At 31.6% G+C, this 16,523-nt stretch carries 16 protein-coding genes and 1 riboswitch; of the genes, 2 read left to right on the top strand and 14 right to left on the bottom strand.

Going from position 1 to position 16,523, the window contains the following annotated elements; genetic code table 11:
- Nucleotides 1-61 precede the first annotated feature (61 nt).
- The 3 genes from LQ694_RS11335 to LQ694_RS11325 are packed head-to-tail and all read right to left on the bottom strand — an operon-like array spanning nt 62 to nt 1,848.
- Nucleotides 62-244 (bottom strand): hypothetical protein, encoded by a 183-nt coding sequence (locus LQ694_RS11335; protein WP_239772060.1) that lies wholly within the window; start codon nt 242-244, stop codon nt 62-64.
- On the bottom strand, nt 244-975 hold the full coding sequence (locus LQ694_RS11330) for an ABC transporter permease (RefSeq protein WP_096791078.1): 732 nt from the start codon (nt 973-975) through the stop codon (nt 244-246). Before LQ694_RS11330 ends, LQ694_RS11335 begins: the two co-directional genes overlap by 1 nt.
- Before the next feature lie 6 nt (nt 976-981).
- The gene (locus LQ694_RS11325; protein WP_201277779.1) at nt 982-1,848 is read right to left on the bottom strand and encodes an ABC transporter ATP-binding protein; all 867 of its coding nucleotides are present in this window, start codon (nt 1,846-1,848) and stop codon (nt 982-984) included.
- Nucleotides 1,849-2,016: 168 nt separating this feature from the next.
- On the opposite strand from LQ694_RS11325, the gene LQ694_RS11320 reads away from it, so the two are divergent.
- The gene (locus tag LQ694_RS11320) at nt 2,017-2,727 is read left to right on the top strand and encodes a hypothetical protein (RefSeq protein WP_096791077.1); all 711 of its coding nucleotides are present in this window, start codon (nt 2,017-2,019) and stop codon (nt 2,725-2,727) included.
- Nucleotides 2,728-3,105: 378 nt separating this feature from the next.
- On the opposite strand, the gene LQ694_RS11315 is transcribed toward LQ694_RS11320, so the two are convergent.
- From LQ694_RS11315 to LQ694_RS11300, 4 genes are all read right to left on the bottom strand, one after another.
- A complete protein-coding gene (locus LQ694_RS11315) occupies nt 3,106-4,803 on the bottom strand; it encodes an FTR1 family iron permease (protein WP_096791076.1) in 1,698 nt (565 codons plus the stop codon).
- Nucleotides 4,778-6,016 carry an iron uptake transporter deferrochelatase/peroxidase subunit gene (gene efeB / locus LQ694_RS11310; protein WP_058611560.1) on the bottom strand — a complete coding sequence of 413 codons (1,239 nt, stop codon included), beginning with the start codon at nt 6,014-6,016 and terminating at the stop codon, nt 4,778-4,780. Before efeB ends, LQ694_RS11315 begins: the two co-directional genes overlap by 26 nt.
- 6 nt (nt 6,017-6,022) lie before the next feature.
- On the bottom strand, nt 6,023-6,883 hold the full coding sequence (efeO, locus tag LQ694_RS11305; protein WP_058611561.1) for an iron uptake system protein EfeO: 861 nt from the start codon (nt 6,881-6,883) through the stop codon (nt 6,023-6,025).
- A gap of 240 nt (nt 6,884-7,123) precedes the next feature.
- On the bottom strand, nt 7,124-7,753 hold the full coding sequence (locus LQ694_RS11300) for a PepSY domain-containing protein (RefSeq protein WP_058611562.1): 630 nt from the start codon (nt 7,751-7,753) through the stop codon (nt 7,124-7,126).
- Nucleotides 7,754-7,884: 131 nt separating this feature from the next.
- Nucleotides 7,885-7,984, top strand: a riboswitch (SAM riboswitch).
- A 74-nt stretch (nt 7,985-8,058) separates the two neighbouring features.
- Here LQ694_RS11300 and LQ694_RS11295 point away from each other — a divergent pair.
- Nucleotides 8,059-8,277 carry a hypothetical protein gene (locus LQ694_RS11295; RefSeq protein WP_049319643.1) on the top strand — a complete coding sequence of 73 codons (219 nt, stop codon included), beginning with the start codon at nt 8,059-8,061 and terminating at the stop codon, nt 8,275-8,277.
- Between the two features lie 43 nt (nt 8,278-8,320).
- Here LQ694_RS11295 and LQ694_RS11290 read toward each other — a convergent pair whose 3' ends face one another.
- The 7 genes from LQ694_RS11290 to LQ694_RS11260 all read right to left on the bottom strand — a co-directional run bounded on the left by LQ694_RS11290 (nt 8,321) and on the right by LQ694_RS11260 (nt 16,491).
- Entirely contained in the window at nt 8,321-9,211 is an 891-nt protein-coding gene (locus tag LQ694_RS11290) for an NAD(P)/FAD-dependent oxidoreductase (protein ID WP_096791074.1), read from the bottom strand.
- A gap of 70 nt (nt 9,212-9,281) precedes the next feature.
- Entirely contained in the window at nt 9,282-9,662 is a 381-nt protein-coding gene (locus LQ694_RS11285) for an RrF2 family transcriptional regulator (protein WP_058611565.1), read from the bottom strand.
- A 124-nt stretch (nt 9,663-9,786) separates the two neighbouring features.
- Complete coding sequence (locus LQ694_RS11280) at nt 9,787-11,511, bottom strand: ABC transporter ATP-binding protein (RefSeq protein WP_058611566.1); 1,725 nt, start codon at nt 11,509-11,511, stop codon at nt 9,787-9,789.
- Nucleotides 11,512-12,270: 759 nt separating this feature from the next.
- Nucleotides 12,271-13,626 (bottom strand): PTS cellobiose transporter subunit IIC, encoded by a 1,356-nt coding sequence (celB, locus tag LQ694_RS11275; RefSeq protein WP_049319640.1) that lies wholly within the window; start codon nt 13,624-13,626, stop codon nt 12,271-12,273.
- Nucleotides 13,627-13,647: 21 nt separating this feature from the next.
- Entirely contained in the window at nt 13,648-14,151 is a 504-nt protein-coding gene (locus LQ694_RS11270; protein ID WP_049319639.1) for a hypothetical protein, read from the bottom strand.
- A gap of 14 nt (nt 14,152-14,165) precedes the next feature.
- Nucleotides 14,166-14,489, bottom strand: a complete 324-nt coding sequence (locus LQ694_RS11265; protein ID WP_049319638.1) for a PTS cellobiose transporter subunit IIA — start codon at nt 14,487-14,489, stop codon at nt 14,166-14,168.
- A 13-nt stretch (nt 14,490-14,502) separates the two neighbouring features.
- Nucleotides 14,503-16,491, bottom strand: a complete 1,989-nt coding sequence (locus LQ694_RS11260) for a BglG family transcription antiterminator (RefSeq protein WP_065380953.1) — start codon at nt 16,489-16,491, stop codon at nt 14,503-14,505.
- Between the last annotated feature and the right edge of the window lie 32 nt (nt 16,492-16,523).

Here is a 16,523-nt window from a genome sequence, read left to right as displayed (position 1 = left end):
AATCTACAAAATAAAATATACCTAAAAAATGAATCGTTAAAAGTATTCTTCTAAGTATACTTCATTTAGATAAATTTACATAAATCATCATTAAGTAACTTATCGTAAATAGAGCGGTAACCAATATACCGCTCCATAAAGGTCCTCTATGACCAAGTACTGTCAAACTCAATATCGGAAAGATGAGATAAATTAAGTTTGATGAACCTATAGGATTCTCTTTAATTCTTTCTATTAATGTCATTAAACCACTTCCGTCTTTTTACGTATAATCAATGCAATACTTATAAACAGTATACAATAAATTGCCAATATAAGAAGTGAAACAAAGTGTATACCACCTTGAGTTGTCACAGATAAAGAAAGTTCTCTTAAATTATAAGTTGGTGTTGCATAAGATACATGCTTTAGCCAATCTGGAAACTGATCTGTTGGGAACCAAAGTCCACCCAATACAGCAAGTCCTAAATATATGATATTCGCGATAGCACTAGCTTTTTGGATATCTTTTATTTGAGATATAAGAACGCCCATTGATAAAAACATACTAGACCCACCCCATAACATCAATCCTGAACCAATCCACTCGCTTGCTGACATTTCAACACCTTTATAAAAAGCACCTGTTAAAAATAATGCGATAATGGCTAGACAAAACATGCACATTAATTTCATTACTTTCCCTACATAGTAATAACTTGGAGATAAAGGCGTTTTGAATAAATTTTTAGACCATCCTATTTTCTTATCTTCAATCATTTCTAATGGAAACGTCATAATACAGAAACTACTTAAACTGAACGTCGCCATACTAAACATATACTCTTTATAAAATTTAGCTTCGTATTCTTTAGGTAAATCCAGTAGCGCTGTGAATATTAAATAAAATACTAACGGCAACATAATCGAAAGTATTAAATATGATTTTTTTCTCGTTAACAATAACAATTCAGATTTAAAATACGCCCATAACATATCTCATCAAACCCTTTCTTCATTTTTTGAAAATATCGTATCCATTAATGACTCTTTAATAATTTCTACCTCATTAAAATCAATGCCATAGTCTATAAAAGCTTTAATAACAGGATTTACATCTTCAGTAGTAATGATGAGCATGTCTTTAGATGCTTCAACCGAAACATTTTTAAGAATGTTCACCACTTCTTTTTTCGATAAAGGAATTTGAATCATTGTTTTATTTTCGCTATGACGTATCGCTCTAGGTGTACTATCCATAACAAGCTCACCTTTATTAAGTACAACAACACGGTCAGCCATTCTTTCAACTTCTTCAATATAATGAGAAGTATAAAATATCGTTTTACCTTCTTGTTTCATTTCCTCAATCACTTTCCAAAAATGCTTTCTCATTTCAGTATCCATCGCACTTGTCGGCTCATCCAAAATGACAAAGTCCGGTTTTCCAATAATAGATAATGTAAAATCCAATATTCTACGTTCACCACCAGATAATTTAGCAGCAAATTGTTCAAGTTTATCATTATCAAATCGTGTAATTTCTTTAAAAGTTTCTATCGAAATCGTATCTTTATAAAAAGACTTAAAAAGATAAAACAACTCCTTAACTTTCATCACATCCGGAAAAGCTGTTGTTTGAAACAAAATTCCCATCCGCTTCTTATCTAATTGTTGATTATCGCTAATAATTTGCCCGTCATTAGGATGTCTGTCACCAATAATCATATCAATCAAAGTAGACTTACCAGCACCATTTGGACCAATTAAAGCCGTACATTCACCCTCATTAATTTGAAAAGAAACATCACTCACAACTTTTTTCTGATTATAGATTTTCGTTACATTTTGAACATCAATCACAATCATCACCGTCCTTTATATGTTACCTATATTATAAAAAATCACACCACCCGTTATAAGTACAAACTGTCACGAATATCATATGACAAATGTCATGAATAGTTGTAAGATTCAATTGACAATATTTGGAATGTATAGATAATTTATTGTAAGAAGTGTTTGAGGATGATGAAGATGACTAAAATAACAGTAATAAATAAAAGTAATCACACAAGTGTAGTTCAAAGCATCAGAAATTATATTAAATGGATTAATAGAAATAACATATTAAATCAAAACATTAAAATTATTATCCATGATGCTCCAATAAGTTCTTATGGTTATCTTTCAGATTGCCAAGTAGACTTTGATAATCGTCATATATATTATTCTTTATATAATATTGAAGAATATCTTGTGGCTAAGAAGAGCAATAACATTATTGTAAACAGATTGGAATATGCACTTTCTGAAATTTTATATGATTTAAATTATCATATCGCACAATTCTATACTTTAGAGTACGAAAAAGTTACACATAAAGAACTCATTGATCATTTTGACCGATTTGAATATAACATTAGAAAATACAGTTATTATTTAACTTACAAATATTTATTTTGTCATAATAATAGTTCTACACTTTATAAAGATGGACTTACGTTGAAGTTTGATTCTGAAATAAGTGCTCATTTAAAGAAGGCTTTTGTACAATTTAGAAATTTCATTAAAAAAGAATTGGAATTCCCTTTAAAAGTTAATATTCATATTACGCATAAAGAACTCGAAGATTCTTATGGTTACTTCCAATATCCCAAATCTTTATTTAAGTATCCAAGAATAGTCGTTTCCACACATAGCTATGAACAATTAAAAAAGAAATGTCACTTTTTGATAGTGATTTAAACATTTTAAGAATATTAGCGCATGAAATTGGACATTATCAAGATTATATAAGTGACAATATAATTTTAGATGAAAAGATGAGTGAGAAGATAGCAGACAAATATGAAGATGAACTCATACAAAAATTTATTGATCAAGTTTATTATGTCAATTACCACGAAAACTAAATTGATTTTTAAGTACTAAATCTGAAACATAAATCATTTCAAATGGTATTTTTTAGCGCTAACTCCTGCGGGAACAGCATGATTCGAAGACTACAAGCTGAGAACATGCCCGCGGAAGCATGCGCATAAAAAATGTCGCCAAAGTCTAAGACTTTGGCGACACACTAAAAACGCTAAGACAATTCTTTTTGTCTTAGCGTTTTAAATTACTCTATTTTTTCTTACTCATTGTATAGTAAATCACAACTAAAATAACTAATGCTAATTGTGGTATCAATGTTTCGTATGTTGGATAAAATCCTATTAAATCTATAAATGGTAAGTGATTAATTGTATGTTGTGGTACTATGTTTAATATTTGTAATGTATGAATACTTACGCCTAATATTTTAAATGCCAATATAAATATGAATAATGACATGATAAAGAATAAACGATGTATTGGTATCCATTTTGTAATTTGGTTAAAGAAGATTGCGATTAACGCCAGTATGACGGATGCGACGATAATACCTAATATTAATGACCATGTTGAGATTTTCCCAACGATACCTAAATAGAAGATAATCGTCTCTGCACCTTCTCTAAATACAGATAGGAAAGCGACTAACCCGAAAGTAACGATACTTCCCGTAGACATGGCTTTATCCATATTTTTATTGATGAAGTTTTGCCACGAATCTAAACTTGATTTAGAGTGCAACCAGATACCTACGATGATCATTAATATCACAGATCCTATACCTACTAAACCTTCTGTTAACTCTCTTGTTGAACCTAAGTTTTCAAATATTGCTTTAAATATGAAAGCTAACGCAATACTTAATACAATACCGATAACACTACCTGTAACAATCCATTTTGATGCTTTTGTTTGTTCAGATTTACGTGTTACAGTAAGCAATGCCATAATAATGAGCAGTGCTTCTACACCTTCACGTAATAAGATTAAAGCTGCATCCCAAAATGTATAGCTCGTCTTAGAAATAGTTGATTTAATTTCTTGATTGAGCGTTTCTAACTGGCTACCAATGTCATCTTTATTATCTTCATCAAGTTGACCTGCATATTGAGGAATTTTCTGTTCTATTTTAGTGTACAACGCACCATTTCTCGTGCTAATTTCACTCTCAACATTTGGCCATGCAATAATAAATTGTTGTAAAGCTTGCTTTGATTTAGCTAAATCATCATTTTTTATATTTTTAATCGCAGTATCTAAATGTTCATTTAAAATATTAACATCTTGATCGCTTGTTTTAGCATCTGATTTTTTTCCTGCATGATAATCATCAAGTTCTTTTTTCAATTGATCAACTTGCATTTGTGCACTACTAGCGTCTACTTTATCTTTCGTTAATTCAATTCTTGTAAACATTAATGCTGTTTCTACTTGACCATATCTACCAATATCTTCTTCTCGAACAATTTTTTCATTCTTTGTCCAAGTCGCATTTAATTGATTGTTGATCGTTTTTGCCTTTTCAAAATCTTTATCTGAAATCGCCTTTGTTATATTTTTAATCAATGGCTGCATTTCATTTTGTAACTGATCTCGTTTCTTCTGTTTATCAACAGGATTTAATACTTTTTCATAATCAATTAAATCAGAAGTCAGTGTATTTAACGCACTTTCTCTATCTTTTTGAGACGTTGATTTTTCAACTTTTTCGATATCTTGATCTATTTTTTCCACAAGTTTATGGTCTTTTTTATTCGTACTTTGCCAATTATCTTTAATCTCTTTGAAATGCTTGTCGAATGCCTTTTCGTCTTTATCTTGTATCGCCGATTTAGCATCTGTCACACTAATATAAATATCACTTAAACTCGTTTCTGCTTTAGCGGTCAAAGATAACAGCATAAATAGTATTGCGACTAAACTAAATACGATTGAATAAAGTTTCACCTAAATATCCTCCTTCTTGGACACCTGGTAAACATAGAAAAATACCTGAACCTCGATGTGTAATATATTCATTTAATTTATCAATAGCACCCATTTTACTTTGGATTTTAATAAATTGTTCAGGTGATTTTTGAAATGATAGGAAGAGTAATCCTGCATCAAAAGCGCCTGTGTTTGCATTTATACCATCTGAATATGAAAAAGATCTTCTTAATAAATTCGTTTTAGCTGCTTTTGCTAAACTGACATGTGACTCTTTTTCTATCAAGTTCTCGCCATTTTTGTCTTTAATATCCGGGTCAAATGTATCAAATTCTTTTTCTTTACCAATTGGTGCACCAGAATGACGGTATCTACCAAATGTGGCTTCTTGTTCACCTAAAGCCGTTCTATCCCATGTTTCTAACAACATTTGAATTCTTCTTGCGACTAAATATGAACCATTTTTAGCCCAACCATCTTGTATAAAGACATATTCATTCAAATCACTTTTATTTTGGACATCAGGATTACCTGTTCCATCTTTAAAAGAGAATAAATTTCTAGGCGTTTCTTTCTTACCATCTTTCTCTTCAAATGAGTTAAATCCTGCTTGGCTCCACTTCATTGAAACTTCACCTTTAGCCACTCTAATTAAGTTTCTGATAGCATGAAAATTAACTTGCGGATCATCTGAACATGCTTGTATACAAATGTCTCCACCTGAATAGTTGTCATCAATTTGGTCTTTAGGAAAATGTGGTAAATCTTTTAATAAATCTGGTTTATGCTTTTTCAATCCAACTTTCTCAAAGAATGAAGGACTTATACCAAAAGTAAGAGACAGACGACTGGCATCTAAGCCAATCGCCTCCCCTGTATCTGGACTTGGTAACATTTTGTTTTTACCAAGCTCTTTTACATATTCACCATTCATTAAATGGACACTATAATTTGTCCATACTTTAAACATTTCTTTAACATCTGAAACTGACATTTTGTTAATGCTCAGAACGACAAAGTAAATATGTTTTTGTTGTTCTGTCGTGATGCCAGACTGGTATTTACCATAAAAATTGATTTTATTTTTTACGCCTTTTTTATCTTTAGCAAAGTATTGAGATGCAAGAAAAGTACCACCTACACCAGTAGAACCTATCAGTAAACCTGCACCTCCAACACCAGCAAGCTTTAGAAAATCCCTTCTAGCTATATGATTTTCATTATTAGACATCAATCATCACTCCGTAATAACAGCCATTTGACTTAAAGATTCCCCTAATTTATCAACAGCTTCAGAAAGTTTTTTCGTTTCATCTTTAGATAGTTTCGTATAATCTTCATATCCACCATCTTTAGTCTTATACTGATCTAATAATTTATTAACATTATCAAATCTTTCTTGTGTTGTGTCAGCAAGCTTTTTATCTTTATCTGCTACTTTATCTTTAAATATTTCAAAGATTTTTTCTGCCCCTTCAATGTTTGCTTTAAAGTCATATAAATCTGTGTGTGAATAAATTTCTTCTTCACCTGTAATTTTAGAGCTAGATACTTCATTTAATAAGTCGATTGAACCTTGTAACATTAATTTAGGTGTAACATCTACTGTATCTACTTTTGCACGTAATTCTTTCGTATCTTTTAATAATTGATCAGCTACTGGTGCCATATCTTTAGTAGTATTATCTTCCCATAGTGCTTTTTCAATTTTGTGATAACCTGACCATTCGTCTTCTTTATTTTCTTCTTTCATATCTGCTAAACGTGCATCAATTTTCGGATCTAAATCACCAAAACTTTCAGCAACTGGCTCAGATCTTTCATAATACATTCGTGCTGTAGGATAAATTTCTTTCGCTTTTTCGATATCGTCTGCTTTAACCGCTTCAACGAATTTTTCAGTATCTGCTAAGAATTTATCCAATTGTTCTGTTGTAAAATCTTTATAAGCTTTTGTTTCTTTAGAGAAGTCCGCTTTTTCAGATTTTTTCGTTTCCTTTGTTTCTTTTTTATCTTCATTTTCTTTCTTATCAGCGCTATTCCCACACGCTGTTAAAATTAAAGTACTTGCTAATAAAGTTATTGCTAACTTTTTCATCATAACACTCCCCATCTAATTGATTATCATTATCATCTTTAATTTATGCCTATAATGTGTAATAGTCAATAAAAATTTTATAGAATTCATGAAAAATACAAATATAAGTCTGTACCTATAGTATTTAGAAACCTTAATTTTTTTTAGGATTTCTTTGGAATCATTAATTGATAATGATAATCATTAAGAGAGCACAAAAAAACATAGGATAAAATGAATTATCCTATGCCTATTAATAAATTAATCAGTTTCTTGTTCGAGAATTTCTTTAGACTTGGCATCAATTGTAAATTCTGTTGATTCTTTATTACCTTCTTTTAATTCAATAGAATAAACAAGTTTGCCGTTATCTTCACTTAGTGACCATTCTTTAATATCACCTTTGGCTTTGTCTTGTGCTACTTTAAGTGCATCTTCAAATTTTGCAACATCAGATAATTTGAATGTTTGATCATTATCATCACTATCTTCTTGTTCTTTTTCAACATTCGTAACAGATTTATCATCTGCATTTATCAGTACTTTATTTTCATTAGTTCCATCAACTAATTCAACTTTATAACTCCAATCGCCTGTTTCTTTTTCAAACGATAGATCTTTCAGTTCACCTTTTGATTCTTTTTGAGCAGCTTTTACAGCATCTTCTGGAGAAACTTTAACGTCATCCCATTTCACTGTATTTTCAGTTGCTTTGTCAGAACTTTGATCATCATCTGTGTTTTGATCGTCGTTACTATTTTCTTTAGTTGTTTGTTCAGTTTTTTCATCATTTTGATTATCTTTTTTATCATTGTTATCATCGTCACTATTACCACATGCTGCTAACACGATACCTGCTGACAATAATAAAGAAAGCATTTTATACTTCATATTCTATTCCTCCTATGCTTCATATTCATTTAATATATAGACCTTCTTAAAATTTTTAAACATTTAGATTTTAAAAAATAGACAAAATACAATTAATTCGTTATGATAAAGAAACAATAAAATAGCTCGTAGTCTTATTAAGAGTAGGCGGAGGGAATTGGCCCGATGAAACCTCAGCAACAGGCGTATGTACTGTGCTAAATCCAACAAGTTTAACTTGAAAGATAAGAAGATTCTCTAAACAGCTCTTCTTAATCTTAAGATGAGCTGTTTTATTGTAACTATCAAATTAGGAGGCAATAAGTATGAGAACAAGAGACGATATTTTATCAGAACTATTAGAATTAAAGGCAAATCCACCAAAAAGCTTTTCAGGCTCAATAGCTAAGACCCAGAAGAAGAACGCTTTAATCCAAGAGTTATGCAGAGTTGAGAACACAATACTTCAACCAACTTCAGATTCTGAACATCAAAATGTTCAATTCGGTGACTTTGAAATTAATATTAAAATAACTAAAAAATAAGCAAAAAAAGGAGTAGGACTATATTTTTCGTCCTACTCCTTTTTTATGATTCCATAATGATTTGCATTGCTACAAATTTTGCGACTTGATTACCATTTGCTGCTGCGTCTATAAGTTGAGATGCCATGAAATCTTTACTTTCACCCGCTACAAATAACCCTGGTACAGATGATTCACCTAACTCGTTAATTTTTATTTTTCCGTTATCTTCTCTTTCAATATTGAGCGCTTTTAAAAATTCAAAATCAGTATCCCACTTCACACCAATTATTGCACCACTTCTATTGATACGTTCACTATTTTTAAAGATAACTTCATTAATTTGTCCTTCATGATGTTTAAATTCCGCTACTTCGCTTTCCACTAATGTGATATGTTTACTTTCAATAAACGCTTTATCTTCTTCAGTTAATAATGAAAAATCACGACTACTTATAACGATATCGTCTGTCCAATTGTTAATGAGCATCGCCATATGTTTCACATGTTCAGGTTGAACAGCTACTAGTAATGGTTGATGTCTCAATTCATACCCATCACACCATGGACAATAAAAGACAGATTTGCCGTAACTTTCTTTTAACCCTTCAATTTCTGGTAGTGTTTCTCGCAATCCTGTACATACCATAATTTTTTTAGCTTTATATTGTTGATTGGCTGTTTCAACAATAAAATAATGCTCTTCTTTCAATATGTTTAACACAGTGTCATTGATACGTGTTACATCATCATATTGATCAACATCATGTTCTCCTTTAGCTCTCAATTCTTCAGGTCTTACACCGTCTTGTGTTAAAAATGCATGTGAATGCTGTGTCACTTTATTTCTCGCATTATTATTGTCTATAACTAATGTCTTCTTCAAAGCTCTTCCTAATGTGAGTGCACTCGCTAATCCTGCTGGCCCTCCACCTATTACGATACAATCAAACATAGTATTTCCACCTTTCATAACTATTATAGAGTCGTAATATCTATAATTGATAGATAAAAAAAGATTTAACTTACATTAAATCTTTTAAAGTTTTATTTTTTAAAGCTTGCGTCATTTCATCTTCAGCTGTAGTTAATATCGCTTGTATTTTACATTCTGGACCGTGATCAAAACTATCTTCAAGCGTACTTTGATGACCATCAATTGCTGTAATAATATCATAGACAGTTATATCTTCCCAATTATTAACTAAGTAATAACCACCTTTTGCACCAGATGCAGATTTAATAACACCTGCTTTTACTAATTGCGTTAATATTTTAGATAAATATGTTACAGATACATTTAACGTTTCAGATAAACTTTTAACATTGATGGGTTGTTGGTCTCTTTTAGCAATTAAATATGCCAATGCATGTAACCCATAATCTGATCCTTTAGAAATCTTCATGTTACACCTCTTAATCATAGATATTACCACTCTATAATAACAGCTTTGAAATGAAAGTCTATTATTTAGCTCAAAATATAAAAATACAGAGACCTTTTTCTTCAAAAAGATCTCTGGTAATATGTTAAAATTCATCAATTTGTTCAAACTGTGACATGTATAAATCTTTGTATTTACCACCTTTATCCATGAGTTCATCATGACTGCCCATTTCTTGAATTTGACCTTGTTCGATATATACAATTCTATCGACATGTCTAATTGTACTCAGTCTATGTGCAATAATCAGTGAAGTTCGACCACGTGATAAATTCTTAAATGCTGATTGTATTTTATTTTCTGTTTCAACATCTAAAGCACTTGTTGCTTCATCAAGAATAATAATTGGCGGATTCTTCAAGAACATTCTCGCAATTGAAATACGTTGCTTTTGTCCACCAGATAATTTTGTACCGCGTTCCCCAACTACAGTATCTAAACCTTCTGGCAATTCATCTACAAACGTTCTTAATTGTGCTTGGTCAACTGCGTAATTAATTTCTTCTTCTGTCGCATTTAAATTACCATAAATAATATTATCTCTTAATGTTCCACCGAAAAGAAATACATCTTGTTGTACGACACCAATTTGTTTTCTTAATGATTCCAACTTATAAGATTTAATGTCTCGATTATTGATTTTAATCTTACCTTGTAACGGGTCGTAGAACCTTGGTAATAACGAACAAATTGTCGTTTTACCTCCCCCACTCGGTCCTACTAGTGCTACTTTTTCACCTTGTTCAATTTTGATAGAAAGCTGATTTAAGATTAATTTCTCTGAATATTTGAATGATACACCTTCATATTCAATTGTATCTGGTTCATCTATAAATTCGATAGCGTCGTCATTATCTTTAATTTCTGGATCCATATTTACAATTTCTTTGAAATTTTTGAATCCTGCAATACCTTTAGGAAATAGTTCAATAACCATATTAATAGACTCTAACGGTTTAAATAACAGATTTGTAATCATAATAAACGCTACAAATCCACCATATGACAACGATCCATTTAATACAAAATAACTTCCTAAAATCAGCACAAAGATTAACGTTAATTTTTGAGCAATATGACTAATTGACAAGTTCCAAGACATATATGAATATGCTTTTAATTTTGTCGCTCTAAAATTATCATTGACCTTTTTAAATCTTGCTAATTCGTGACCCTCATTTGTAAATGCTTGTACAAGACGCATACCACCAACATTATCAGCAATAAGCTCATTAAATCTCGAAACATTGCTAAATAAGTTCTTAAAAGCACCTGACATCTTTTGATTAAAGTAAATCGTTAATACAAAAATAATCGGTACAACACAGAACGTAATAAGCGCAAGTTTCACATCGATCGTCAACATAATGACAAATGAACCGACTAGCGTCATCACAGCTACAAACACATCTTCAGGTCCATGGTGAGCAACTTCTCCAATATCCATTAAATCGTTCGTTAATCGCCCAATGATTTTACCTGATTTTTGGTTATCAAAGAATCCAAAATTCATTTTTTGAATATGCTCATAAAGCTCATTACGAATATCTCTTTCAATATTAGTCCCCAGTTTATGCCCCCAATACGTCACGATGAATTTTAATACAGATTCAACAACGTATATGAATAATAAAAGAAAAACAAAAATCACAATCCAACTCCAATTCTTAGTTGGCAATAGCTGGTCAATAAATATACTCGTTATAAGTGGAAACACCAATTCGAGAATACCTACGAAAACAGCCGAACCAAAATCTAAGAAAAACAATCCTTTATAGGGTTTATAATATTGGAAGAATTCTTTCATAATGGACCTCCTAAATAAATTTCGACCAAATTTAATTATACTATAGAATTATATTTTTTCTGCACTTTTTAAGAATTTATTTAAAATTGTTTTTGTATCCGAAATAAAAGTGGTAACGAGTGGCGGGGGTGGATTTTCGGGTCGATATTTATTTTTATCGACCTGTAAATCCTGTTTTCGGGTCGATAATTTATTTTATCGAACTGTAAATCCCGTTTTCGGGTCGATAAATTTTTTTATAGGCCTGGTAATTCCATTTTCGGGTCGATAAATTTTTTATCGGTCCATATTTCTCATTTCTGGACCGGTAATTTTTTTTATCGGTCCATATTTCCCGTTTCTGGACCGGTAATTCCATTTATCGGTCCATATTTTCCGTTTCTGGACCGGTAATTTATTTTATCGGTCCGTATTTCTCGTTTCTGGACCGGTAATTCCATTTATCGGTCCATATTTTCCGTTTCTGGACCGGTAATTTATTTTATCGGTCCGTATTTCTCATTTCTGGACCGGTAATTCCATTTATCGGTCCGTATTTCTCGTTTCTGGACCGGTAATTCCATTTATCGGTCCGTATTTCTCGTTTCTGGACCGGTAAATTTTTTTATCGGTCCGTATTTCTCGTTTCTGGACCGGTAATTCCATTTATCGGTCCGTATTTCCCGTTTCTGGACCGGTAATTCCATTTATCGGTCCAGAAATCACACAACACAAAAAGGAAGAGGCAACGCCACCTCAGCGTTGCCTCTTCATCTCAAACTTCTATATTAATGCGTCGTTTCCTTTTTCTTGTTCTACTAATTTTTTATCATATATCTTAATAAATGGGAACCAAATTAAGAATGCTACAAATCCACAAATTAATGAAACAAGTACTGCCATTAGACTTCCTGCTGTTCCAATAAATGCCCCAAATCCAATCGGTGATGGCCATGGTACTTGTGCAATAATTGGTTTCACAAGTTCTAATTTAATTGTCCAATACCCTATTGAAGCTGATACCATTGGTGCTAGGAAAAATGGAATGGCTAAGAATGGGTTATAAACAATTGGTAATCCAAATACAAGTGGTTCATTAATGTTAAATAATCCTGGTGCTAATGATGCTTTTCCTAATACACGTAGCTGCTCTGATTTAGCTAAAAATGCGATAAACACACACAGTCCTAATGTCGCACCTGATCCACCCATAACCACGAATGAGTTCTGGAATTCTCCTGCAAATGGAATATTCGCCCCTTCAATATTTAATTGCATGTTTGATAAAACAATTGGTGTAATAAAAGCACTGATAATATTTGCGCCGTGAATACCTACAATCCAAAGTGCATGAATTAAGAAGTAAATCACGAGTATACCAATCCAACTACTTGTTAAGTTAACAACAAATCCAAATGGTACAGCAATAATTTTGAAAATATCCGTATCAAAAGCTACTAATATTCCCGTAAACGCCAGTATAACGAAAGCAACTAAGAATGCTGGAATTAATGCTGTAAATGATCTTGAAACCCCTTCTGGTACCGCTTCTGGCATTTTAATAATCCATTGACGTTTCACACATAGTCTATATAATTGAACGGCTATAATAGACATGATAATTGCTGTGAATATCCCGGTCGTACCTAGCCTACTGACACCATCACCAGACATTTCCCAACCATTAAAGATATTGACATCTTTTTTCATAATATTAACTAAGACCATTTTACCGTCATCCATTACTAACTGTGGAATGGCCATAAAGTAAGCAAACATAGACAATAATGCACCGTTAAGTGGATTAACATCTAAATCTTCTTCATCTGCGTAAATTTTAGTATATTCATAACCAATAACTAAACAGAAATACAAGGCTAGTATCCCCATCGTTGCTTTATTGGCTAACATGTACAAATCACCAATTTTTAAAAATGTGCTATTCCAAAATCCTTCTAAAAACGTAAAAGTCTGTGGAATAACGTTTAACACTAAAAACATTGACCCTACAATTGTAAAAGGTATACATGCCATACCAGCTGCCATAATCGCTCTTACAATTCTAAATGAAGCAATTTTCCCCATTGGACCCATTAAATACTTCTCTAAAAAAGCAAAAACTTTATTTTCTGATCCCATATCAAGACCCCTTTTCTTTGATTAATTCAGTGCATTTTCAAATCTTTGTAGTCGTTTATAATGCCAGTCTTTATTGTGTCGAATATTGTGTAATCTAAATAAGATGAATCCACTGATGCATAAACCACATACCAATATGCCAACTACGAAAAGTCGAGATGCTGATTGATCCACAATAAATGGATATAAATATTGGAATAATGGTGTGAATAATATAATTGGTATAAGCAATAGATTGACTGCGCTTATACTTAAAAAGCAATAATAAGTATATTTCGCTTGATTTGTATGATTACCATACATTCTGACTTGTTCTGCAACGCTGATCAAAATCACAATCATCAACACAAGTGGCAGTATCAATGCTAAAGAGCGACTCATCACAAGTGTAAAAAACCAATATAAATTAGAAAAGAAGAACAAAGCAGACATATATCTCACTAATAAAAATCGATTGAAGTACATAGCTTTGAGACTTGTTTCTCTTCTATTTTTTTCAATTTTATTTTTTGTTTCTTGATCCATTTTTCATCCCTCGTTTATACTGCATCATTTACTTTTTGATACAAATACAACATCTCAATTGCGACTTCTTTTAACGTCATTGTTGTCATGAGATGATCTTGTGCATGAACCATAATAATTTCCATATTAATAGACTCACCTGATGCATATTTTTGTAGTAAATCCGTTTGAGATTGATGCGCTAGCGTAATCTCTTGGTTTGATTCATCTAATAGTTGTTCCGCTTCTTCATAGTTGTTTTCACGCATCTTTTTAAAAGCATCATGTATATTTGTACGCGCAGTCCCACTATGTAAAATAATTTCAAAAGCAACAACTTGAATTTCTTCTTGTTCCATAGACTAACTCCCTTTACTTGTGATATTGACCAATCATATAGTTTTTAAAGCTGTTATAATCCTTACAATTCATAAGTTCAGAAATTTTGTCATCTGAATCTATGAGGTTCACGATAATATCGATGATCGTTTTGAGCTCATTGTCGTTATATTTTGAAGGTGATAACATAATGATTAGCTTAATATTTGGAAACTGTTCATTCCAATACACCCCGCCAGGCACAAGTGCTACGGCTATACTTGAATAATCTCCAACTGGCTGTGCTGTATGTGGAACAGCTACTTCATCACTGAATACAACTGTACTCAACTCTTCTCTATACCGAAGTTGTCGTTTCAACTTCTCTTCAAAACAAGGCTCTTCTTTAATACTTAATTGCTTGATCAAAAGCTGATATAGCTGATGTTTAGTGATTGGTTCTTCGATATAATTAAACGCATGTTCACTACAATATTGACTAAAGAAAGAACTATATTGTTCAAGTGCCATATTCTCTTCTAACACATGATTATATAAGAATTTTGAATCATGATGATGAACAAATGTATTAATTTTCTTAATATCTTGATCATTGAGTAATACATTCACTTGTATGACAGGTACTTTAAATACGATGGTTGATAAATCAATAGATGAAATAATTAAATCAATATTTTCTAATTTTTCGTCTGTTATTTCATAGTAACTAATCACATCAATGATATTCATCTGCAAACTAAATTCTTTTTCTACTCGAACCTTTAACATCTGTGCACTACCATAACCAGTTGCACAAATAACGAGGACATTTAACTTTTCTCTTTGGTAATATTTTTCAATAGCTGCAAGTAAATGTAATGTTAAATACGCCCATTCTCCTTCACTGACATCTTGGTCTTTTAACTCTTCTAATTCACCAAAATATTTTTTTGTCATCGTAAGTGACGCTTCATTTTGTGATTTAATGTCATTCAAAATCGGATTTTCCAAGTGGATATTATTGCGAATCCGTTTAATCAACGGTTGTAAATGGGTAACAAGCCCATACAATAATTGACTGTCTGACGACATTGGAAATCCAAAATCTGTTTCTATTTTTCCTAATATTTGAGACACACGATGAGATAAATCACTCTCTTCATCGCTTTCTTGTTGTTTTGAACCTTTGCTCATAATATGCAAACTGATATACTTCGCTTCTTCTTCTGGAAACGATATTTGATAAATACGTTCAACACGATTTAAAATTTTTCTCGCGACTGACAATTCATTTTCTGTTAATATCTCTTCATTAGAAGCAATTGTTTTTAAACAATGCCCATCTAACAGTCTTCTAATCATCAGTCCTAAATGTAGTACAAGATTTTGGAGTATATAATCTGATAAATATACTTTAGATTCTCTCGTTTCATCTACAACAATGATTGCCAACTCTTCCATATTAATTTGCTGCAAAAGTGGCGTATCTTGAAAATATTTATTAATAGAATGAAAAAAACTATTTCCTAAGAAATAATCCATTATAAAATGTCTTTTATCTCGTTCATCTCCAGCAATTACAATTCCATGTTGCTGTTTACTCACGAGTTCTAAGTTATATTGTCCAATAACCTTTTTTATATTTGCGATATCGTGAGATATTGTGGATCTCGAGATAAATAATTGTTCGCTTAATTGCTCAATCGTAATAGCTGTCTTATTAAAAAGTAATAAATTCAAAATATAATATTGTCTATCTTTTGAATCATTGATACTTTCTTGATTCACAGATTTAGTGCTTAAATATCTTTTTAAAAAGTTTTCAAATTCAATCATTAAATTGATTTTGAGTTGATAACCATACCCTTGTTTAGCAATCAAAGTTGCACCATTTTTTTCAATTTCAGGTTTAAGGGTTTTGATATATTTTCGAATCGTTCTATCTGAGAGTTGCAAGATCGTTGCAATTTCTGAGCTTTTGACAAATTCATTACGTCGCTGTGATAAATAACTGAGTATATCTATTTCTCTTTGACTAAGCATAAGCTTCCCTCATTTCATAGAGAATATTATAC

The sequence above is a fragment of the Mammaliicoccus sp. P-M58 genome, assembly GCF_022386165.1.
Taxonomy (GTDB): Bacteria; Bacillota; Bacilli; order Staphylococcales; family Staphylococcaceae; genus Mammaliicoccus; species Mammaliicoccus sciuri.
Note: the sequence above shows the minus strand (reverse complement) of the source record. Positions and strands in the feature narration are given on the sequence as shown.